14 protein-coding genes and 1 tRNA gene are annotated in these 14,000 nt (G+C 67.8%); 4 read left to right on the top strand and 11 right to left on the bottom strand.

Annotation, left to right across the window (positions count from 1 at the left end; translation table 11 throughout):
• Nucleotides 1–36 precede the first annotated feature (36 nt).
• The 5 genes from prsR to GRI40_RS01850 form a co-directional block, all read right to left on the bottom strand.
• A complete protein-coding gene (prsR, locus tag GRI40_RS01870; protein WP_160611313.1) occupies nucleotides 37–1,407 on the bottom strand; it encodes a PEP-CTERM-box response regulator transcription factor in 1,371 nt (456 codons plus the stop codon).
• Nucleotides 1,407–3,515 carry an XrtA/PEP-CTERM system histidine kinase PrsK gene (gene prsK, locus GRI40_RS01865; RefSeq protein WP_160609770.1) on the bottom strand — a complete coding sequence of 703 codons (2,109 nt, stop codon included), beginning with the start codon at nucleotides 3,513–3,515 and terminating at the stop codon, nucleotides 1,407–1,409. Before prsK ends, prsR begins: the two co-directional genes overlap by 1 nt.
• The gene (locus GRI40_RS01860; protein ID WP_160609769.1) at nucleotides 3,515–4,900 is read right to left on the bottom strand and encodes a TIGR03013 family XrtA/PEP-CTERM system glycosyltransferase; all 1,386 of its coding nucleotides are present in this window, start codon (nucleotides 4,898–4,900) and stop codon (nucleotides 3,515–3,517) included. Before GRI40_RS01860 ends, prsK begins: the two co-directional genes overlap by 1 nt.
• A gap of 119 nt (nucleotides 4,901–5,019) precedes the next feature.
• Nucleotides 5,020–5,307, bottom strand: a complete 288-nt coding sequence (locus tag GRI40_RS01855; protein WP_202390114.1) for a hypothetical protein — start codon at nucleotides 5,305–5,307, stop codon at nucleotides 5,020–5,022.
• A 67-nt stretch (nucleotides 5,308–5,374) separates the two neighbouring features.
• The gene (locus GRI40_RS01850; RefSeq protein WP_160609768.1) at nucleotides 5,375–6,742 is read right to left on the bottom strand and encodes a helix-turn-helix domain-containing protein; all 1,368 of its coding nucleotides are present in this window, start codon (nucleotides 6,740–6,742) and stop codon (nucleotides 5,375–5,377) included.
• A gap of 135 nt (nucleotides 6,743–6,877) precedes the next feature.
• Between GRI40_RS01850 and GRI40_RS01845 the strand changes: the two genes are divergently transcribed.
• On the top strand, nucleotides 6,878–8,476 hold the full coding sequence (locus tag GRI40_RS01845) for an isocitrate lyase (protein WP_160609767.1): 1,599 nt from the start codon (nucleotides 6,878–6,880) through the stop codon (nucleotides 8,474–8,476).
• Nucleotides 8,477–8,487: 11 nt separating this feature from the next.
• Nucleotides 8,488–8,676 (top strand): hypothetical protein, encoded by a 189-nt coding sequence (locus GRI40_RS01840; protein WP_160609766.1) that lies wholly within the window; start codon nucleotides 8,488–8,490, stop codon nucleotides 8,674–8,676.
• 146 nt (nucleotides 8,677–8,822) lie between these two features.
• Here GRI40_RS01840 and GRI40_RS01835 read toward each other — a convergent pair.
• The 3 genes from GRI40_RS01835 to efp all read right to left on the bottom strand — a co-directional run bounded on the left by GRI40_RS01835 (nucleotide 8,823) and on the right by efp (nucleotide 10,366).
• Nucleotides 8,823–8,907 (bottom strand) — tRNA-Leu (locus GRI40_RS01835).
• A 52-nt stretch (nucleotides 8,908–8,959) separates the two neighbouring features.
• Nucleotides 8,960–9,796: an inositol monophosphatase family protein gene (locus GRI40_RS01830; protein WP_160609765.1), complete on the bottom strand. Its 837-nt coding sequence runs from the start codon at nucleotides 9,794–9,796 to the stop codon at nucleotides 8,960–8,962.
• A gap of 6 nt (nucleotides 9,797–9,802) precedes the next feature.
• The gene (efp, locus tag GRI40_RS01825) at nucleotides 9,803–10,366 is read right to left on the bottom strand and encodes an elongation factor P (protein WP_160609764.1); all 564 of its coding nucleotides are present in this window, start codon (nucleotides 10,364–10,366) and stop codon (nucleotides 9,803–9,805) included.
• Nucleotides 10,367–10,500: 134 nt separating this feature from the next.
• On the opposite strand from efp, the gene GRI40_RS01820 reads away from it, so the two are divergent.
• Nucleotides 10,501–10,890 carry an elongation factor P gene (locus tag GRI40_RS01820; RefSeq protein WP_160609763.1) on the top strand — a complete coding sequence of 130 codons (390 nt, stop codon included), beginning with the start codon at nucleotides 10,501–10,503 and terminating at the stop codon, nucleotides 10,888–10,890.
• Here GRI40_RS01820 and GRI40_RS01815 read toward each other — a convergent pair whose 3' ends face one another.
• The 3 genes from GRI40_RS01815 to thiE all read right to left on the bottom strand — a co-directional run bounded on the left by GRI40_RS01815 (nucleotide 10,891) and on the right by thiE (nucleotide 13,555).
• Nucleotides 10,891–11,532: a M23 family metallopeptidase gene (locus tag GRI40_RS01815; protein WP_160609762.1), complete on the bottom strand. Its 642-nt coding sequence runs from the start codon at nucleotides 11,530–11,532 to the stop codon at nucleotides 10,891–10,893. It lies immediately after the preceding gene.
• A gap of 7 nt (nucleotides 11,533–11,539) precedes the next feature.
• The gene (locus tag GRI40_RS01810; RefSeq protein WP_160609761.1) at nucleotides 11,540–12,817 is read right to left on the bottom strand and encodes a L,D-transpeptidase family protein; all 1,278 of its coding nucleotides are present in this window, start codon (nucleotides 12,815–12,817) and stop codon (nucleotides 11,540–11,542) included.
• A gap of 75 nt (nucleotides 12,818–12,892) precedes the next feature.
• Nucleotides 12,893–13,555 (bottom strand): thiamine phosphate synthase, encoded by a 663-nt coding sequence (gene thiE, locus GRI40_RS01805; protein ID WP_160609760.1) that lies wholly within the window; start codon nucleotides 13,553–13,555, stop codon nucleotides 12,893–12,895.
• A gap of 39 nt (nucleotides 13,556–13,594) precedes the next feature.
• Here thiE and GRI40_RS13620 point away from each other — a divergent pair, with 39 nt between their 5' ends.
• Entirely contained in the window at nucleotides 13,595–13,978 is a 384-nt protein-coding gene (locus tag GRI40_RS13620) for a hypothetical protein (RefSeq protein WP_202390322.1), read from the top strand.
• Nucleotides 13,979–14,000 lie beyond the last annotated feature (22 nt).

The following is a 14,000-nucleotide window of genomic DNA, read 5'->3' as shown; positions in this document are numbered from 1 at the left end:
CGCGGCTTGGCGCGGCAGGCCCACCGTGTCGAGCGTTCAGGCGTGCAGATCGTACTGCTTCAGGAGATCGTAGAGCGTCGGACGGCTGATCCCCAGCAGCTTGGCGGTGTTGGAGATGTTCCCGTCGCTCCGCGCCAGGGCGTGGCGGATCACCGTGCGATCGGCGCGTTCGCGCGCGCCCTTCAGGTTGAGCACCTCGGCGCCCGATGGATCGTCCGCCCCGCCCGGCAGATCGAGATCCTGCGCGACCACCAGCTTGTCGTCGGCCATGATGACCGCCCGCTTCACCCGGTTCTCCAGCTCGCGTACGTTGCCGGGCCAGTGCCACGCGTCGATGGCCGCCAGCGCATCGGCGCTGAAGCCCTTCACCCGGGGGTTCATCTCCCGCGAGAGACGGGCGAGGAAGGCCTTGGCAAGCAGCACCGCGTCCCCCGGCCGCTCCGCCAGCGTGGGGACTTTGACGACGATTTCCGCCAGGCGATAGAACAGGTCTTCGCGGAAAGTGCCCGCCGCGATCATCGCTTCCAGATCCTGGTGCGTGGCGCACACGATCCGCGTGTCGACCGCGATGGCCTTGCGCCCGCCGACCCGCTCGATCGTCCTTTCCTGGAGAAAGCGCAGCAGCTTGACCTGCAAGGGCAGCGGAATATCGCCCACTTCGTCGAGGAAAAGCGTGCCGCCATGCGCCAGCTCGATCTTGCCCTCGTTGCTCCGCACCGCGCCGGTGAACGCACCGCGTTCGTGACCGAACAGCTCGGCTTCCAGCAGGGTTTCGGGAATGGCCGCGCAGTTCAGCGCCACGAACGACCCGTCCCGCCGGTCGCTCGCGTCGTGGACGCCGCGTGCCAGCAGCTCTTTCCCCGTGCCGCTGGCGCCCAGCAGCATGACCGAGACGTTCGTCCGCGCCACGCGCTCGATCGTGCGGGCAACCTTGGTCATCTCGGGCGCGGCGGTGATGAGCGTGCCGAGCACCGTCTTGTCCTCGCCCACCCTGGCGGCGAGCCGGCGATTTTCCGCCTCGAGTTCGCGCAGGGCGAACGCGCGGCGCACGATCAGGCCGAGAGCATCGATGTCGACCGGCTTCTGGTAGAAATCGTACGCCCCGCGCTGGATCGCCTGCAGGGCGCTTTCCCGGGCGCCGTGTCCGGACGCGACGATCACCTTCGTATCCGGCTTCAGGGCCATGATCGCATCGAGGATGGCAAACCCCTCGCTGGTCCCGTCGGGATCCGGCGGCAGGCCGAGGTCGAGCGTGACGACGCCCGGCTCCTCGCTTCGCAGCGCCGCCAGCGCGCTCTCCCGGTTCCCGGCAATGGTCACGGCGAAATCGTCGTACGCCCACTTGAGCTGCGCCTGCAGCCCCGCGTCGTCCTCGATCACCAGCAGCCGCGGCTTGTCTTCGCGCATCATGCGACCTCGTTCACGCGCGGGTGTTCCGCGATGAATTCCGCTGCGGCCGAAAGGGGCAGGACAATCGCGAAGCGCGTGCCCAGCCCTTCCCGCGACAGGACATCCAGACGCCCGCCCATGCCGCGCACCAGTTCGCGCGCCTCGAACGCGCCGATGCCGAACCCGCCGGTCTTGGACGATACGAACGGCTTGAACAGGCCTTCGCGGACAAACCGGGGCGTCATCCCCGCGCCCGCATCGACGATCTCGATGCGTCCCTGCAATCCGTCGCACGACACGTCGAGATAGACCGGCATGGCCGGCGCGCTGGCCTCCACCGCGTTCTGCACCAGGTGGACCAGCGCCTGCTCCAACCCATCGGGATCGCCGAGCACGATGCACGGATCGCAGCGCGTCAACTGCACCGGGTGGCCCCCGGCATACCGGCCCGCCACGCGCTGCGCCATCGCGGCCAGATCGATCGGGAGCCGGGCCGATGGCGACGGGGCGCCGTACCGGCCGAGCCGCGCCAGCAGCGCGTTCAGCTTTTCCGCGCTCTTGGTCAGTGTCACCAGCATATCCTTGCGGAATTCGGGGTTGTCCGCGTGCCGCTCCGCATTGCGGGCAAGCAGCGACATCTGGCTGGCGAGATTCTTGATGTCGTGCATCACGAACGCGATGCGGCGGTTGAAGTCGTCGAAGCGGGCCGCCTCCACCAGCGCTTCGTGCCCGGCCTGTTCCGCCAGGAAACTGGCGAGCTGGCTGCCGACGGTCTTCAGCAGGTCGAAATCCTCCCAGTCCAGCCGGCGCGCGATCGGAGGCCGGGCAAGGACCGCGACGCCCACCAGTCGATCGAAGTGGATCAGGGGGATCACCGCCCACGCCTTGGGATCATCGCGCAGCCACCCGGGAACCAGTGCCGCCTCACCGAAGCGGTCGGTCCCGGCGCGCACGTCGTCGAGCTCGATGACCATGCCCCCACGTTCCAGGAACGCGGCGAATTCCGGATCGCACGCATTCCCCGGCGCGGGCGCACCGGGCCACTGCCACGATCCTGCCAGCGTGAACGCCCCGTCGTCGGCCGGCAGCAGCAGGACGGCACCCGTGCTGTCGGTGATATCGGCCAGCGCCTGGGCCGCGCGATCGGGCAAGGCCGGCGCATCGGGGCCGGCGCGGCCGATCGTCGCGGTAAAGCGAAGCCACTCCGCCCGGTAATCGTAACGATGCTGGAACAGGTGCTTGAAGGCGTTGACCCGCAGCCAGCCGCGCACCTTGCCCGACGGCAGCCAGAACACCGCCGCCGTCACCGCCGCGAACAGGAAGGCGACTTGCGTCAACCGGCCGAGGTCGCCGCCCAGCAGGCTGAGCCAGCGCGACACGAGCAGCATTCCGGCAAGGTACAGGCCGATGAGCGCGAGCGACAGCGACTGGAACGCCACCGCGCGGCTCGGCACCAGCTTCAGATCCGCCGCCCGCGCGTTCGCGGCCACCGCCAGCAACGACGCAACCGCAGCAGGAACCAGTCCACGAAGCGCGCTCACCTCCGCGGGCATCGACTGGGTGAACCAGGCAGCCGCGTAGAAATTGAGCTGGAACGTCCAGAACACGGTCAGCGCCGCGGCGGGCCAGCGCAGGATCTGCCGCGCCACCGGCGATGCGCCTGCATAAAGGTTATGCACCAGCACCAGCGCGCCCACGGCGACCAGCGTTCGTAGCGACGCCGTGACCGAGAACGCGACCGCGTGCAGGCCCTTGTCCGCACCGAAGCGGGCGTCGAGCAGGGTGACGAGCGGCAACAGGCATTCCACCAGGCACAACACCATCACCAGCGGGCGGATTGGCGCCAGCATCTGGTCACGGCCATCGTTGCCGAACAGGCGATAGAGCACGACCACCCAGGCAAGATTGCGCGCGCTTTCGATGATTTCCGCGGCGGTCGATCCAGCGCCCCAGGCCGCGGCCGTCACGCACCAGACCGCGGTGATGAGCAGCGCCGCGATGGCCGCGGGCCGTTCGCTCCGCGGGCTCGCGCGCCGCCACAGCAGCGCCGCCACCAGCGCGCAGGCGACCGCGCCTGCGAGGTTGAGGGCAAACCCCAGCAGCGACCATGCCGCGTCCGCCGGCATCAGCGCGCACCTTCCGGCCACAGAATGACGCGCACCGTCTGCAGCAGGATCAGCAGGTCGAGGAAGGGTGTGTAGTTCTTTGCGTAATAGAGATCGTATTCGAGCTTCGCCCGCGAATCCTCGACACTGGCGCCATAGGGGTAGTTGATCTGCGCCCAGCCGGTGATCCCCGGCTTCACCATGTGCCGTTCGGCGTAATAGGGCAGCTTGTCGTCGAGATCGGCCACGAACTGCGGCACTTCCGGGCGCGGCCCGACGAAGCTCATCCGGCCGGTCAGCACGGTCCACACCTGCGGCAGTTCGTCGATGCGGACCTTGCGGATGAAGCGGCCCAGCCGGGTCACGCGCGGATCGTTCCGCGACGCCCAGCGCGCGCCGTCCTTTTCCGCATCGGTCCGCATGGAACGCAGCTTCACCAGCTCGAACGTCTGGCCGTACAGGCCCACCCGGCTCTGGCGGAAGAACGCCGGCCCCTTGCTGTCGAGCTTCACCAGCACGGCGAACACCAGGATGACCGGCAGCGTCAGGATCAGCAGCAGCCCGCTCGCAAGGATGTCGAACACCCGCTTCGCCGCGCTGGAGATCGCGCGGCCCGACGAGAAGCCATCGGAAAAGATCAGCCAGCTCGGGTTGAGCGTGTCGAGATCGACGCGGCCCGTCTCGCGTTCCAGGAAGCTGGAGAAATCGTTGACGTGCACGCCCATCGTCTTGATGCGCAGCAGGTCCTTCAGGGGCAGCGCGTTGCGCCGTTCCTCCAGCGCGAGGACGACTTCGGTGGCGCCCATGTTCGCCACGAAGCGGCCCAGGTCCTGAACCGCCGCGCGCGGAATGGCTTCCTCGATGACCGGCGCGCCTTCGTTCATGCCCACGAACGCGGCGATGGCGATCCCGCTTTCGGGCCGTTCGGCCAGCAGCCGGATGCGCTGGGCGCGCCGCCCGTCCCCCAGCACGACCACCCGGCGCCGGAACGCGGCCGTGCCGATGACCGTGCCGACCAGCAGCCGGTTGGCGACCAGCAGCCCGATCGAAATGAACATCGAATAGATAAGGGTCGACCGCCAGAACTGCGATCCCGGCACCATGAAATCGAGCAGCGCCAGCGCGATGACGCCCAGGCTCACCGCCACGAGAAGGCGCGCGCCGGCAAAGCGCATCGAGCGCAAGGCATCGGCACCGTACGTGCCGACCGCGATCATCGCGAGCCAGACGACCCCGGCAAAACCGAGCAACATGCCCAGGCGGCTCACGAACGGACCGGGATCGATCGCGATCTGGGCGGCGCGCAGTTGCCATGCCAGCTCGGCGGCGCCGAACAGCAGAACCAGATCGAACAGACCCAGCAGCATGACTGCGTGCGGGATGTAGTGTTTGAAAAGACGGATCATCGTCTCGGGCCGGGGGCACTCCTGTGAGGGGGCCCGGACTAACGGCGAGAGATGAAATGTCGGTAAATTTTACAAACCGCCGCCGGCAGCGGAAATCGCCGCCGGCGGTGGTCGATAGCTCAGTTCTTGGTCACCGAATCGGCCGCGTCCTGCGCCGCATCGCCGACCTGCTGGGCGGCATCGCCGACATTGCTGGCCGCATCGGCGATCGCGTTGTCCTTCGCGGCTTCCGAATTGCTCATGCCTGAAAACAGGAACAGGCCGGCGACGACGGCGACGAGCAGGATGAGCGCGATCAGCCAGCCCGATCCGCCGCTGCGGCGCGGTTCGCCATCGGTGACGATCGTGTGCGTGGTGTGCGTGTCGCCGCGCGGCGTTTCCACTTCGGTGATGCGTTCTTCGGTCATTATGGTGTTCTCCCTCATTATACCCTGCAAAAACGGCCGCTCCCGGGGCCGGTTCCGCGATGCATGGTTAACCGCCAAAGCGGAACGGAGTCACGCCCTGCTCCAGCGCCGGGAACTGGAGCACCGCCCCGTGCGGAGGCAGCGAGCGCTGGACGCAGTTGGGCACGTGGCATCGTGCGCAGCCCTGGCCGATCCGCGTCGCATCCTCCGCCCTCAGCGAAATCCCCCGCGCCGCCGCGATATCCGCGGCCATGTGCGCCTCCACCCCCAGTGCGACGACGAAGCGGGCGCCGCCGCGGCCGTTGACAGTGCGGGCCATCGTCAGCCAGTGCGCCGGCGCCCCGCCCGCGCCGTCCACCAGGACCGGGTGAACGCACAGTTCGCCCGTCCGCTCGAATGCGCGGTGGGCCAGCCACAAGGGGCAGCTGGCGTCCCCGTCCAGCCAGGCAGCGCCGCTGGCGCCCGCGTATCGCTTGGAGACCTGCCCCGCCCGGTCAATCCGTGCCATGAAGAACGGCAAGCCCCGCTGCCCGACCCGCTGCAAGGTGGTGAGCCGGTGAGCGAGCTGTTCGAAGCCCACGCCGAAGCGCCGGCCCAGCACCGCCAGATCGTACCCGGTCCCCTCGCACGCACGGAGGAACCGGCCATAGGGCATGACCAGGGCGGCCGCGACGTAAGCGGTAAGATGGCGTTCGAACAGGCCGCGCGCGGACGGATCGGCGAACTGCGGTGCGGCAGCCAGGTTGGCGATCGCGCTGCGAAACTCCAGCGCTGCGATCTGGATCGCAACCTGGAACGTGCGCGACGCGGGGTCGAGCATCTCGTTCAGCTGCAACTGCCGTGCGTGGAGATCGAGTCTGCGAAGCGTATCCGGCAATACGTCGTTCGGGAGGATGCGCACCGCGATCTGGTGCCGTTCGCGCAGGCGCTCCGTCAGCGCGGCGCCGGTGTCACCGCGCGACAGGCGCAATTCGTCGGCCAGCGCCTCGGCCGCCGTGTCGAGATCGGCGAAATGATTGCGCCAGCGTTCAATCTCCCGCCGAACCGCGATAATCGGGTCGTCCCGCAGCGCGGCCGGTGCGGCATTGTCGTACAACCGCGCGAACGCCGCCGCGGCGTGCGGCGCTGCGGCGAGAAATTCGTTGAGCTCGTCGCGATCGATCGCGAGGTCGGCGAAGCGTTCGTCCGACAATCGCCTGGCCAGCCCGTCGACACCCCCGATCGTCTCATCCTCGCGCAACAGCCGCGGATCGAAGTCGAACTGGTCGGCCACCTGAACGATGACCCGGGCGGAGACCGGCCGCTGGTTGCGCTCGATAAGGTTGAGGTAGCTGGGCGATATGGCGAGGCGCGCGGCCATGGCCGACTGGCTCAACCCCTCGCGCCGGCGCAAGCGCCGCAGTGCTGGTCCGGCAAACAGCGCCCCATCCACCATTTGTAAATTCCTTGACAAGTTTGCAGCCGATATTGCCGTGACCACGCGAACGAGACAAGATTATTTGTAAAAAATACGTTCCGAACGCGGCCCGCCCACGTAGAACGGTGGCAACCTTCCACCAGGGCAGCGCACATGACCTATCAGAACCACATCGCCGACTTCCGCCGCACCATCGATACCGCCGGCACGGCCTGGGCGGCGATCGATGCCGAGAGCGCCGCCCGGATGCGCCTGCAGAACCGCTTCCCCACCGGGCTCGACATCGCGCGCTATACCGCCGGGATCATGCGGCAGGACATGGCGGCATACGACGCCGACCCCGCGGCTTACACGCAGAGCCTTGGCTGCTGGCACGGCTTTATCGGCCAGCAGAAGATGATCGCGATCAAGAAGCATTTCGGCACCACGAAGGGCCGTTACCTCTACCTGTCGGGCTGGATGATCGCCGCCCTGCGCAGCGAATTCGGCCCCCTGCCCGATCAGTCGATGCACGAGAAAACCAGCGTGCCCGCGCTGATCGAGGAACTCTACACCTTCCTGCGCCAGGCGGACGCGCGCGAGCTGGGCGGCCTGTTCCGCGAACTCGACACGGCGCGGGAGGCCGGCGACGAGCTGGAGGCGGCGCGCATCCAGCACGCGATCGACAACCACGAAACGCACGTCGTGCCGATCATCGCCGATATCGACGCGGGCTTCGGCAATGCGGAGGCGACGTACCTGCTGGCGAAGAAGATGATCGAGGCCGGGGCCTGCGCGATCCAGATCGAGAACCAGGTTTCCGACGAGAAGCAATGCGGCCACCAGGACGGCAAGGTCACCGTCCCGCACGAAGACTTCCTGCAGAAGATTCGCGCGGTGCGGTACGCGTTCCTCGAACTCGGCGTGGAGGACGGCGTGATCGTCGCCCGCACCGACAGCCTGGGCGCCGGCCTCACCAAGCAGATCGCCTTCAGCAAGGAACCGGGCGACCTGGGCGATCAGTACAACAGCTTCCTCGATTGCGAGGAAGTGTCAGCGGGCGAGATCGGCAACGGCGATGTCCTCATCACCCGCGACGGCAAGCTGCTGCGGCCCCGGCGCCTGCCCAGCAACCTGTTCCAGTTCCGTGCCGGCAGCGGCGAGGATCGCTGCGTGCTCGACTGCATCACGTCGCTGCAGAACGGGGCCGACCTGCTGTGGATCGAAACCGAAAAGCCGCACATCGGCCAGATCGGCGGCATGATCAGCCGGGTGCGCGAGGTGATCCCCAATGCAAAGCTGGTGTACAACAACAGCCCGAGCTTCAACTGGACGCTGAACTTCCGCCAGCAAGTCTATGACAAGTGGGCAGAAGAAGGCCGCGACCTGTCAGCGTACGACCGCGCCAGGCTGATGCACGTGGATTATGACGGGACGGAGCTTGCCGACGAAGCCGACGAGCGCATCCGCACCTTCCAGCGCGATGCCGCGCGTGAAGCGGGCATCTTCCACCACCTGATTACCCTGCCGACGTACCACACCGCAGCGCTTTCCACCGACAACCTCGCTCGCGAATACTTCGGGGACCAGGGCATGCTGGGCTACGTCAGGAACGTGCAGCGCGAGGAAATCCGCCAGGGCATCGCCTGCGTGAAGCACCAGAACATGTCGGGGTCCGACATCGGCGACGACCACAAGGAATACTTCGCCGGCGAAGCGGCCCTGAAGGCGGGCGGCGAGCACAACACCATGAACCAGTTCGCGGCAGCGTGAGGAGCGAGACGATGACCACGACCACCGAAGAGACCGGCACCACCGGCGCGAGCGAACCGGGCCGCGCCAGGGCGCTCCTCTCGACCGCCGATTTCAAGCTGCTGCGCACGGCGCTGACCGCCTATGCCCGCACGCTGGACGACCGCGACGAGCTGGCAAGGATCAACGCGCTGCATCACCGGCTGGGCACGTACACCTGACCGCGTGATCCATAATCTCCTGGGGAGGAGAGACGGCCGTCGGGGACCCTCTCCCCGGCGGTCGTCGAATTTCCTGCGTCTGACGAGTGCGATGCGGGCTGGAACCGGCGCGTCACCGGCCTGAATTCGATACGAACGAAATGCGCTGGTGCCCCCGGCCGGAGTCGAACCGGCACTCCTTGCGGAACTCGATTTTGAGTCGAGCGCGTCTACCAATTCCACCACGGGGGCTCGCACCGGCGCGCAGCCGGATAGCGGCAGCGGGGTGCCGCCGCAAGCGTGCTCAGTTCTTGAGCGCGGTCGCCAATGCCTTGTGCAGCTTGGAATGGAGGCCGTCGGTCGCCGCCAGGACCTGGCTGTCGCAGATGGGCAGCGACCGTCCGCGGTAGTCGGAGACGAAACCGCCGGCTTCGCGCACCAGCAGGCACCCGGCAGCGGTGTCCCACGGGGCAAGATCACTCTCCCAGAACCCGTCGAAGCGGCCGGCTGCCACCCATGCGAGGTCAAGCGAGGCGGAACCGAACCGGCGGATGCCGGCGACCTGCGGGCCGATGGCTGCGAAGATCCGGCTCCATTCGCCGAAGTCGCCGTGCCCACCGTAAGGGATGCCGGTGGCGATCAGGGCGTCCGACATGTGGCGGCGGCTCGATACGCGCAGGCGCGCGTCGTGGAGCCATGCGCCGCGGGTCTTTTCCGCCCAGAAGGTTTCGTCGGTGATCGGCTGGTAGACGACACCCGCGGTCACCTCGCCCCAGCCCGAACCGTCAGGGCCCCTGCCGTCCAGCGCCGGTTCCTGCACCGCGATCGAGATGGCGAAGTGCGGGATTCCGTGGAGGAAGTTGGATGTTCCGTCCAGCGGATCGACGATCCACCGGGGCTTGCCCGGATCGCCTTCGATCGTCCCGCCTTCCTCCATCACGAAGCCCCAGTCGGGCCGCGCGTGGAGCAGTTCGTCATAGATCGTCCGCTCGGCGATCTGGTCGGCCTTCGAGACGAAGTCCGACGGGCCCTTGCGGCTTACCTGGAGGTGCTCGACCTCGCCGAAGTCGCGCCGCAGCCGGCCGCCCGCCTTGCGCGCGGCCTTTTCCATCACGCGGATCAGGCCCGAAACAGCAGCCATGGCCGATCAGCCCGCCTTGCCGACGTATGTCCGCTCGTACACGTCGACGATGATGCGCGTACCGCTTTCGATGTGCGGCGGCACCATCACGCGCACGCCGTTGTCGAGGACGGCCGGTTTGTAGCTGGAACTGGCGGTCTGTCCCTTCACCACCGCGTCGGCTTCCACGATCGTGGCTTCGACCTGATCCGGCAGCGCGACCGAGATGGGGCGTTCGTCCCACAGTTCCAGCGTGACGTCCATCCCGTCGGTCAGGAACGCGGCGGCATCACCCAGGAGGTCGGCCGGCAGGTTGATCTGTTCGTAACTGTCCTTGTCCATGAACACGAGGCTATCGCCGTCCATGTAGAGGTACTGGAATTCCTTCTGGTCGAGGCGCACCCGCTCGATCGTGTCGGCGCTGCGGAAGCGCACGTTCGTCTTGCGGCCGTCCTGCAGGTTCTTCATTTCGACCTGCATGTAGGCCCCGCCCTTGCCGGGCTGGGTGTGCTGGATCTTGGCAACCTTCCAGATGCCGCCTTCGTATTCGAGGATGTTGCCGGGACGGATGTCCACGCCGGAGATCTTCATGCTGGAAAGAGCCTTTGATTGGGATGGGCCGCATCACCGGTTGGGAACGGGCGCCGCGCGCCGCGCTCTAGCTTCCCCGGCGGCGGGGGGCAAGGTGCTGGTGAACGCGGTCCGCCGATGCTAGCGTGGCGGCCATGCCCGCGCGCCGCTTTATCCTGTTCGCCTGCCCCGTGTTCGCCGCCTTCGCCTGGCCGGCGGGCGCGGGGGCGGTTTTGCCTGAAATGACGGGCAAGATCGGCACGCTGCCGCACGGCCGCTATCTGTGCGAACTGCCCGGCGACGCCGCCGGCCCCGCGTCGGTGCCCGTCGACGGCGCGTGGTTCGATGTGATCAACGGGTCGAGCTACGTGTCCGAAACCGGCAAGGGCACGTACTTGCGCATGGGCAAGAACGTGGTCTTCACCCGCGGCCCGATGCGCGGCGCACTCTTCAGGCTGAGCGGCCCGCGCGTCCTGCAACGCACCAATCTGGAAGGGCCGCTGGCGCGCATGCGCTGCGTGCGATCCGGGCCCGCTGCGGATTGATCAGCGTTTTGTCAGCAACGGATAGGGGTTGACCGGAGTCGCGTCCGCCCACCATTTCGCGGCCGGGGTCGTGCGCAGGATCTGGAAATGGAGGTGCGGCACGGCGGGATCGGCATTGCCCGTCACCCCCACCCCGCCCAGCCGCTGCCCCGCGGTGACGATCTGGTTTTCCGCAAGGCCCGGCGCGTAGTCGACGAGATGGGCGTAGTAGTAGATCGTCCGCCCGTCGGCCGACCGGACGTAGATCGTCTTGCCCCCGGCGTCCGACCAGAACAGCTTTTCGACCCGCCCCGGCGCTGCGGCGAGGACGGGCGTGCCTTCGGGCGCCAGGATGTCGAGCGCTTCGTGCGTGCGGGTGCCGCCGCCCCGCGGCGCGTTGAACGTGTCGACCAGTTCGCCCGAAGTCGTGCCGGCCACCGGGATCACCAGCGACCCGGAGCGCACGGCCACCGCACCGGGAGCGCTCGCTTCAGGCGCAGGCCTGGCAGCGGGGCGGGCCGGCACGGCGCGCGCGCCGACCAGGCTCCACCCCGCGTGTCCGCCGCGCAGGCGATCGACGATCGTGCCGCCGGCCAGGAACCACACCGCCGATGTCAGCGTGGCCGTGATGACGATCGTCAATGCCCGGTCGAGCGCGCCCATCGTGCCCTCAGGCCTCGAAGACGACCTTCGTGCCGGGCTTCACCATCTGCGCCAGGCGCGCCGCATCCCAGTTGGTCAGGCGGACGCAGCCATGCGACTGCGCGCGGCCGATCGTCTGCGGTTCGGGCGTGCCGTGAATGCCGTAGTGTTCCTTGTCGAGATCGATCCACACCACGCCGACCGGGCCGTTCGGCCCCGGGGGAAGCTGCTGCTTTTCCTCGTGGTCGGGCACGTCCCAGAACAGTTCGGGATTGTACGCGAAGGTGGGATTGCGCGCGACGCCGTTTATCTTCCAGTTGCCGAGCGGCAGCGGATCCTTGCTTGAGCCCGAGGTGACGGTGAACAGCACCAGCAGCTTGCCCGCCTGGTCATAGCCCTTCAGTGTGCCCTTGCTCTTGGAGACGACGATCCGTTCGACGTTCGGCTGCTCGGTCCCGACGCCCAGGCTTTGCAGGGTCTGCTGCCAGTCGGGATCGTCCACGGCACCCGGCGCGATGCGGTCGCCGCCGATGTTGGGCACGCGGATAAGCTGGCCGGCCGCGAAGGTGGACGGGAGCGGCGCCGTGTTCGCCCCTTCCGTTCCGCTCGCTGACGGGGTGGGCGATGGCGAGGCTGTCGCGCGGTCGGCCGGGCTGCCACTCGCACTGGGCGAAGCGCCGGGCGTCGCGGGCCCGGTCCCCTGCCTTACGGGGCTCTGCATGGAACCCTCGGTCATGCCCGCCGGGCGCCCCCCCGGGTTCAGCGCCTTCAGCACATCGACCGTGGTGTGGAAGCGTTCGGCCAGCTTTTCATCGAGGTTTTCGTACCCGAGCCGCTCCATCTTGGCCTGGTCGGCGGCATCTTCGGGGATGCGGGCGTACTTCAGCGTGCCCCAATCCGCCGGTATGCGCACGACGCGGGTGGCGGGGATGGATTGCCACTGCGCCAGCTTGGCCTTGGTCGGCTCGTCCAGTTCACCCGTCACCGACAGCGAATGGGCTTCTTGGAAACCCCGCAGGGCGTTCGTGGTGGACATGCCCATCTTGCCGTCGATCACGCCGGGGCCGAAGCCCTGGCGGTCGAGCACAACCTGCGCCTGCATGATCGGCCGCGCTTCGGTATCAGGGATGTTGGGAATGTCGGAGGCCGCGTCGCCGCCGTCGTGCGAAGCCATGCTGTCGGCCAGGCTTTCGGTCGTGGCGTTGGCTTCCCGGTCGGCGGAACCGTCCTCGGCATAGCGGTCGGTACCGTTGAAACCGCATGCCGCCAGTGCGAGCAGCGAAGCGGCGGCAAAAATTGTGCGCATATTTGTCCCTCGTTACACGGGACGCGTCCCGCCCCTCGCGTTGGACAACGGACGAACCGGCCAAAATATCCGGGCTCAGTCGCCGTTTGGCGCCTCGAACGGGTTGTCGCGGATCGTCGCGTGGAAACGGCGCACGTTTTCCGCCGGGTCGCCGTCCCACACGGCTGCGGACACGGCGAGGAAATCGGCGCCGGCGCGCAGGATCGGCCCGCAATTATCGGGGGTGATGCCTCCTATCGCGACGCACGGCAGCTCCACCATCGTCTGCCACCAGGTGAGGAGCTCGAGCGAGGGGCGATGTTCGGTCGCCTTGGTGCTGCTGGGGAAGAATGCTCCGAACGCGACATAGTCCGCGCCGGCGTCCCCCGCCTCCAGCGCCAGGTGGCGGCTATCGTGGCAGGTGACGCCGATCTGCATGTCGCGCCCGACCATCGCGCGCGCATCCCGCACGTCGCCGTCGGACTGGCCGAGGTGGACGCCGTCCGCCCCCAGCCGCTTGGCCAGCGCCACACTGTCGTTGACGATGAAGGCGCAATCGTGCGCGGCGCACAATGCCTGCAAGGGTTCCGCAAGGCGCGCAGCGGCGTGCTGGTCGACGTCCTTCACACGAAACTGGAACGCGGCGACGTCGCCCGCGCCGAGCGCGCGTTCGAGCCGTTCGGGAAAGGCCCCGCCGACATTGAGAGGGGATATGAGATAGAGCTGGCAGCCGGTCATGCGCCGACAGGTAGCGGCCATTCAGGCAACCGCAAGCGATGACCGTGCGTTATCGCCGCCATGCGATCCTTCAGCGTCATCCTGCCCGCCCTGCTGCTCAACGCCTGCGCGGTGATCCCGCCGCCCGACACCACGCCGCCGCAGCCGCAGGGGTATGCCGTGCCCCTGGGCGTCGCGGTGCAGGTCGGCGATCTTTCGGTAACGCCGACCGCGCTGGTGGAGGACAGCCGCTGCCCGATGAATGCCCGCTGCGTCTGGGCCGGGCGCGTGGTCGTGCGCACGCGGATCAGCGGCGCAGGCTGGGCCGACAACGCCGATCTGACCTTGGGCGAACCGTACGGCACGCACGGCAAGGTGCTCGCCCTCGTCAGCGTGCGCCCGGAAAAAACCACGCAGGCGGAGATGCCTTTGCGCGACTATCGCTTCGTCTACGAAGCCCGCTGACTGGTGGCCCGCTGACCGGCAG

Origin of the sequence: Tsuneonella aeria (assembly GCF_009827495.1) — a bacterium.
Lineage (GTDB): Bacteria > Pseudomonadota > Alphaproteobacteria > Sphingomonadales > Sphingomonadaceae > Tsuneonella > Tsuneonella aeria.
Note: the sequence above shows the minus strand (reverse complement) of the source record. Positions and strands in the feature narration are given on the sequence as shown.

Bases quoted from the DNA above. Each gene is read 5' to 3' on its own strand.
- prsR (WP_160611313.1), bottom strand. From the start codon at position 1,407: ATGCGCGAAGACAAGCCGCGGCTGCTGGTGATCGAGGACGACGCGGGG.
- prsK (WP_160609770.1), bottom strand. From the start codon at position 3,515: ATGCCGGCGGACGCGGCATGGTCGCTGCTGGGGTTTGCCCTCAACCTC.
- GRI40_RS01860 (WP_160609769.1), bottom strand. From the start codon at position 4,900: ATGATCCGTCTTTTCAAACACTACATCCCGCACGCAGTCATGCTGCTG.
- GRI40_RS01855 (WP_202390114.1), bottom strand. From the start codon at position 5,307: ATGACCGAAGAACGCATCACCGAAGTGGAAACGCCGCGCGGCGACACG.
- GRI40_RS01850 (WP_160609768.1), bottom strand. From the start codon at position 6,742: ATGGTGGATGGGGCGCTGTTTGCCGGACCAGCACTGCGGCGCTTGCGC.
- GRI40_RS01845 (WP_160609767.1), top strand. From the start codon at position 6,878: ATGACCTATCAGAACCACATCGCCGACTTCCGCCGCACCATCGATACC.
- GRI40_RS01840 (WP_160609766.1), top strand. From the start codon at position 8,488: ATGACCACGACCACCGAAGAGACCGGCACCACCGGCGCGAGCGAACCG.
- GRI40_RS01830 (WP_160609765.1), bottom strand. From the start codon at position 9,796: ATGGCTGCTGTTTCGGGCCTGATCCGCGTGATGGAAAAGGCCGCGCGC.
- efp (WP_160609764.1), bottom strand. From the start codon at position 10,366: ATGAAGATCTCCGGCGTGGACATCCGTCCCGGCAACATCCTCGAATAC.
- GRI40_RS01820 (WP_160609763.1), top strand. From the start codon at position 10,501: ATGCCCGCGCGCCGCTTTATCCTGTTCGCCTGCCCCGTGTTCGCCGCC.
- GRI40_RS01815 (WP_160609762.1), bottom strand. From the start codon at position 11,532: ATGGGCGCGCTCGACCGGGCATTGACGATCGTCATCACGGCCACGCTG.
- GRI40_RS01810 (WP_160609761.1), bottom strand. From the start codon at position 12,817: ATGCGCACAATTTTTGCCGCCGCTTCGCTGCTCGCACTGGCGGCATGC.
- thiE (WP_160609760.1), bottom strand. From the start codon at position 13,555: ATGGCCGCTACCTGTCGGCGCATGACCGGCTGCCAGCTCTATCTCATA.
- GRI40_RS13620 (WP_202390322.1), top strand. From the start codon at position 13,595: ATGCGATCCTTCAGCGTCATCCTGCCCGCCCTGCTGCTCAACGCCTGC.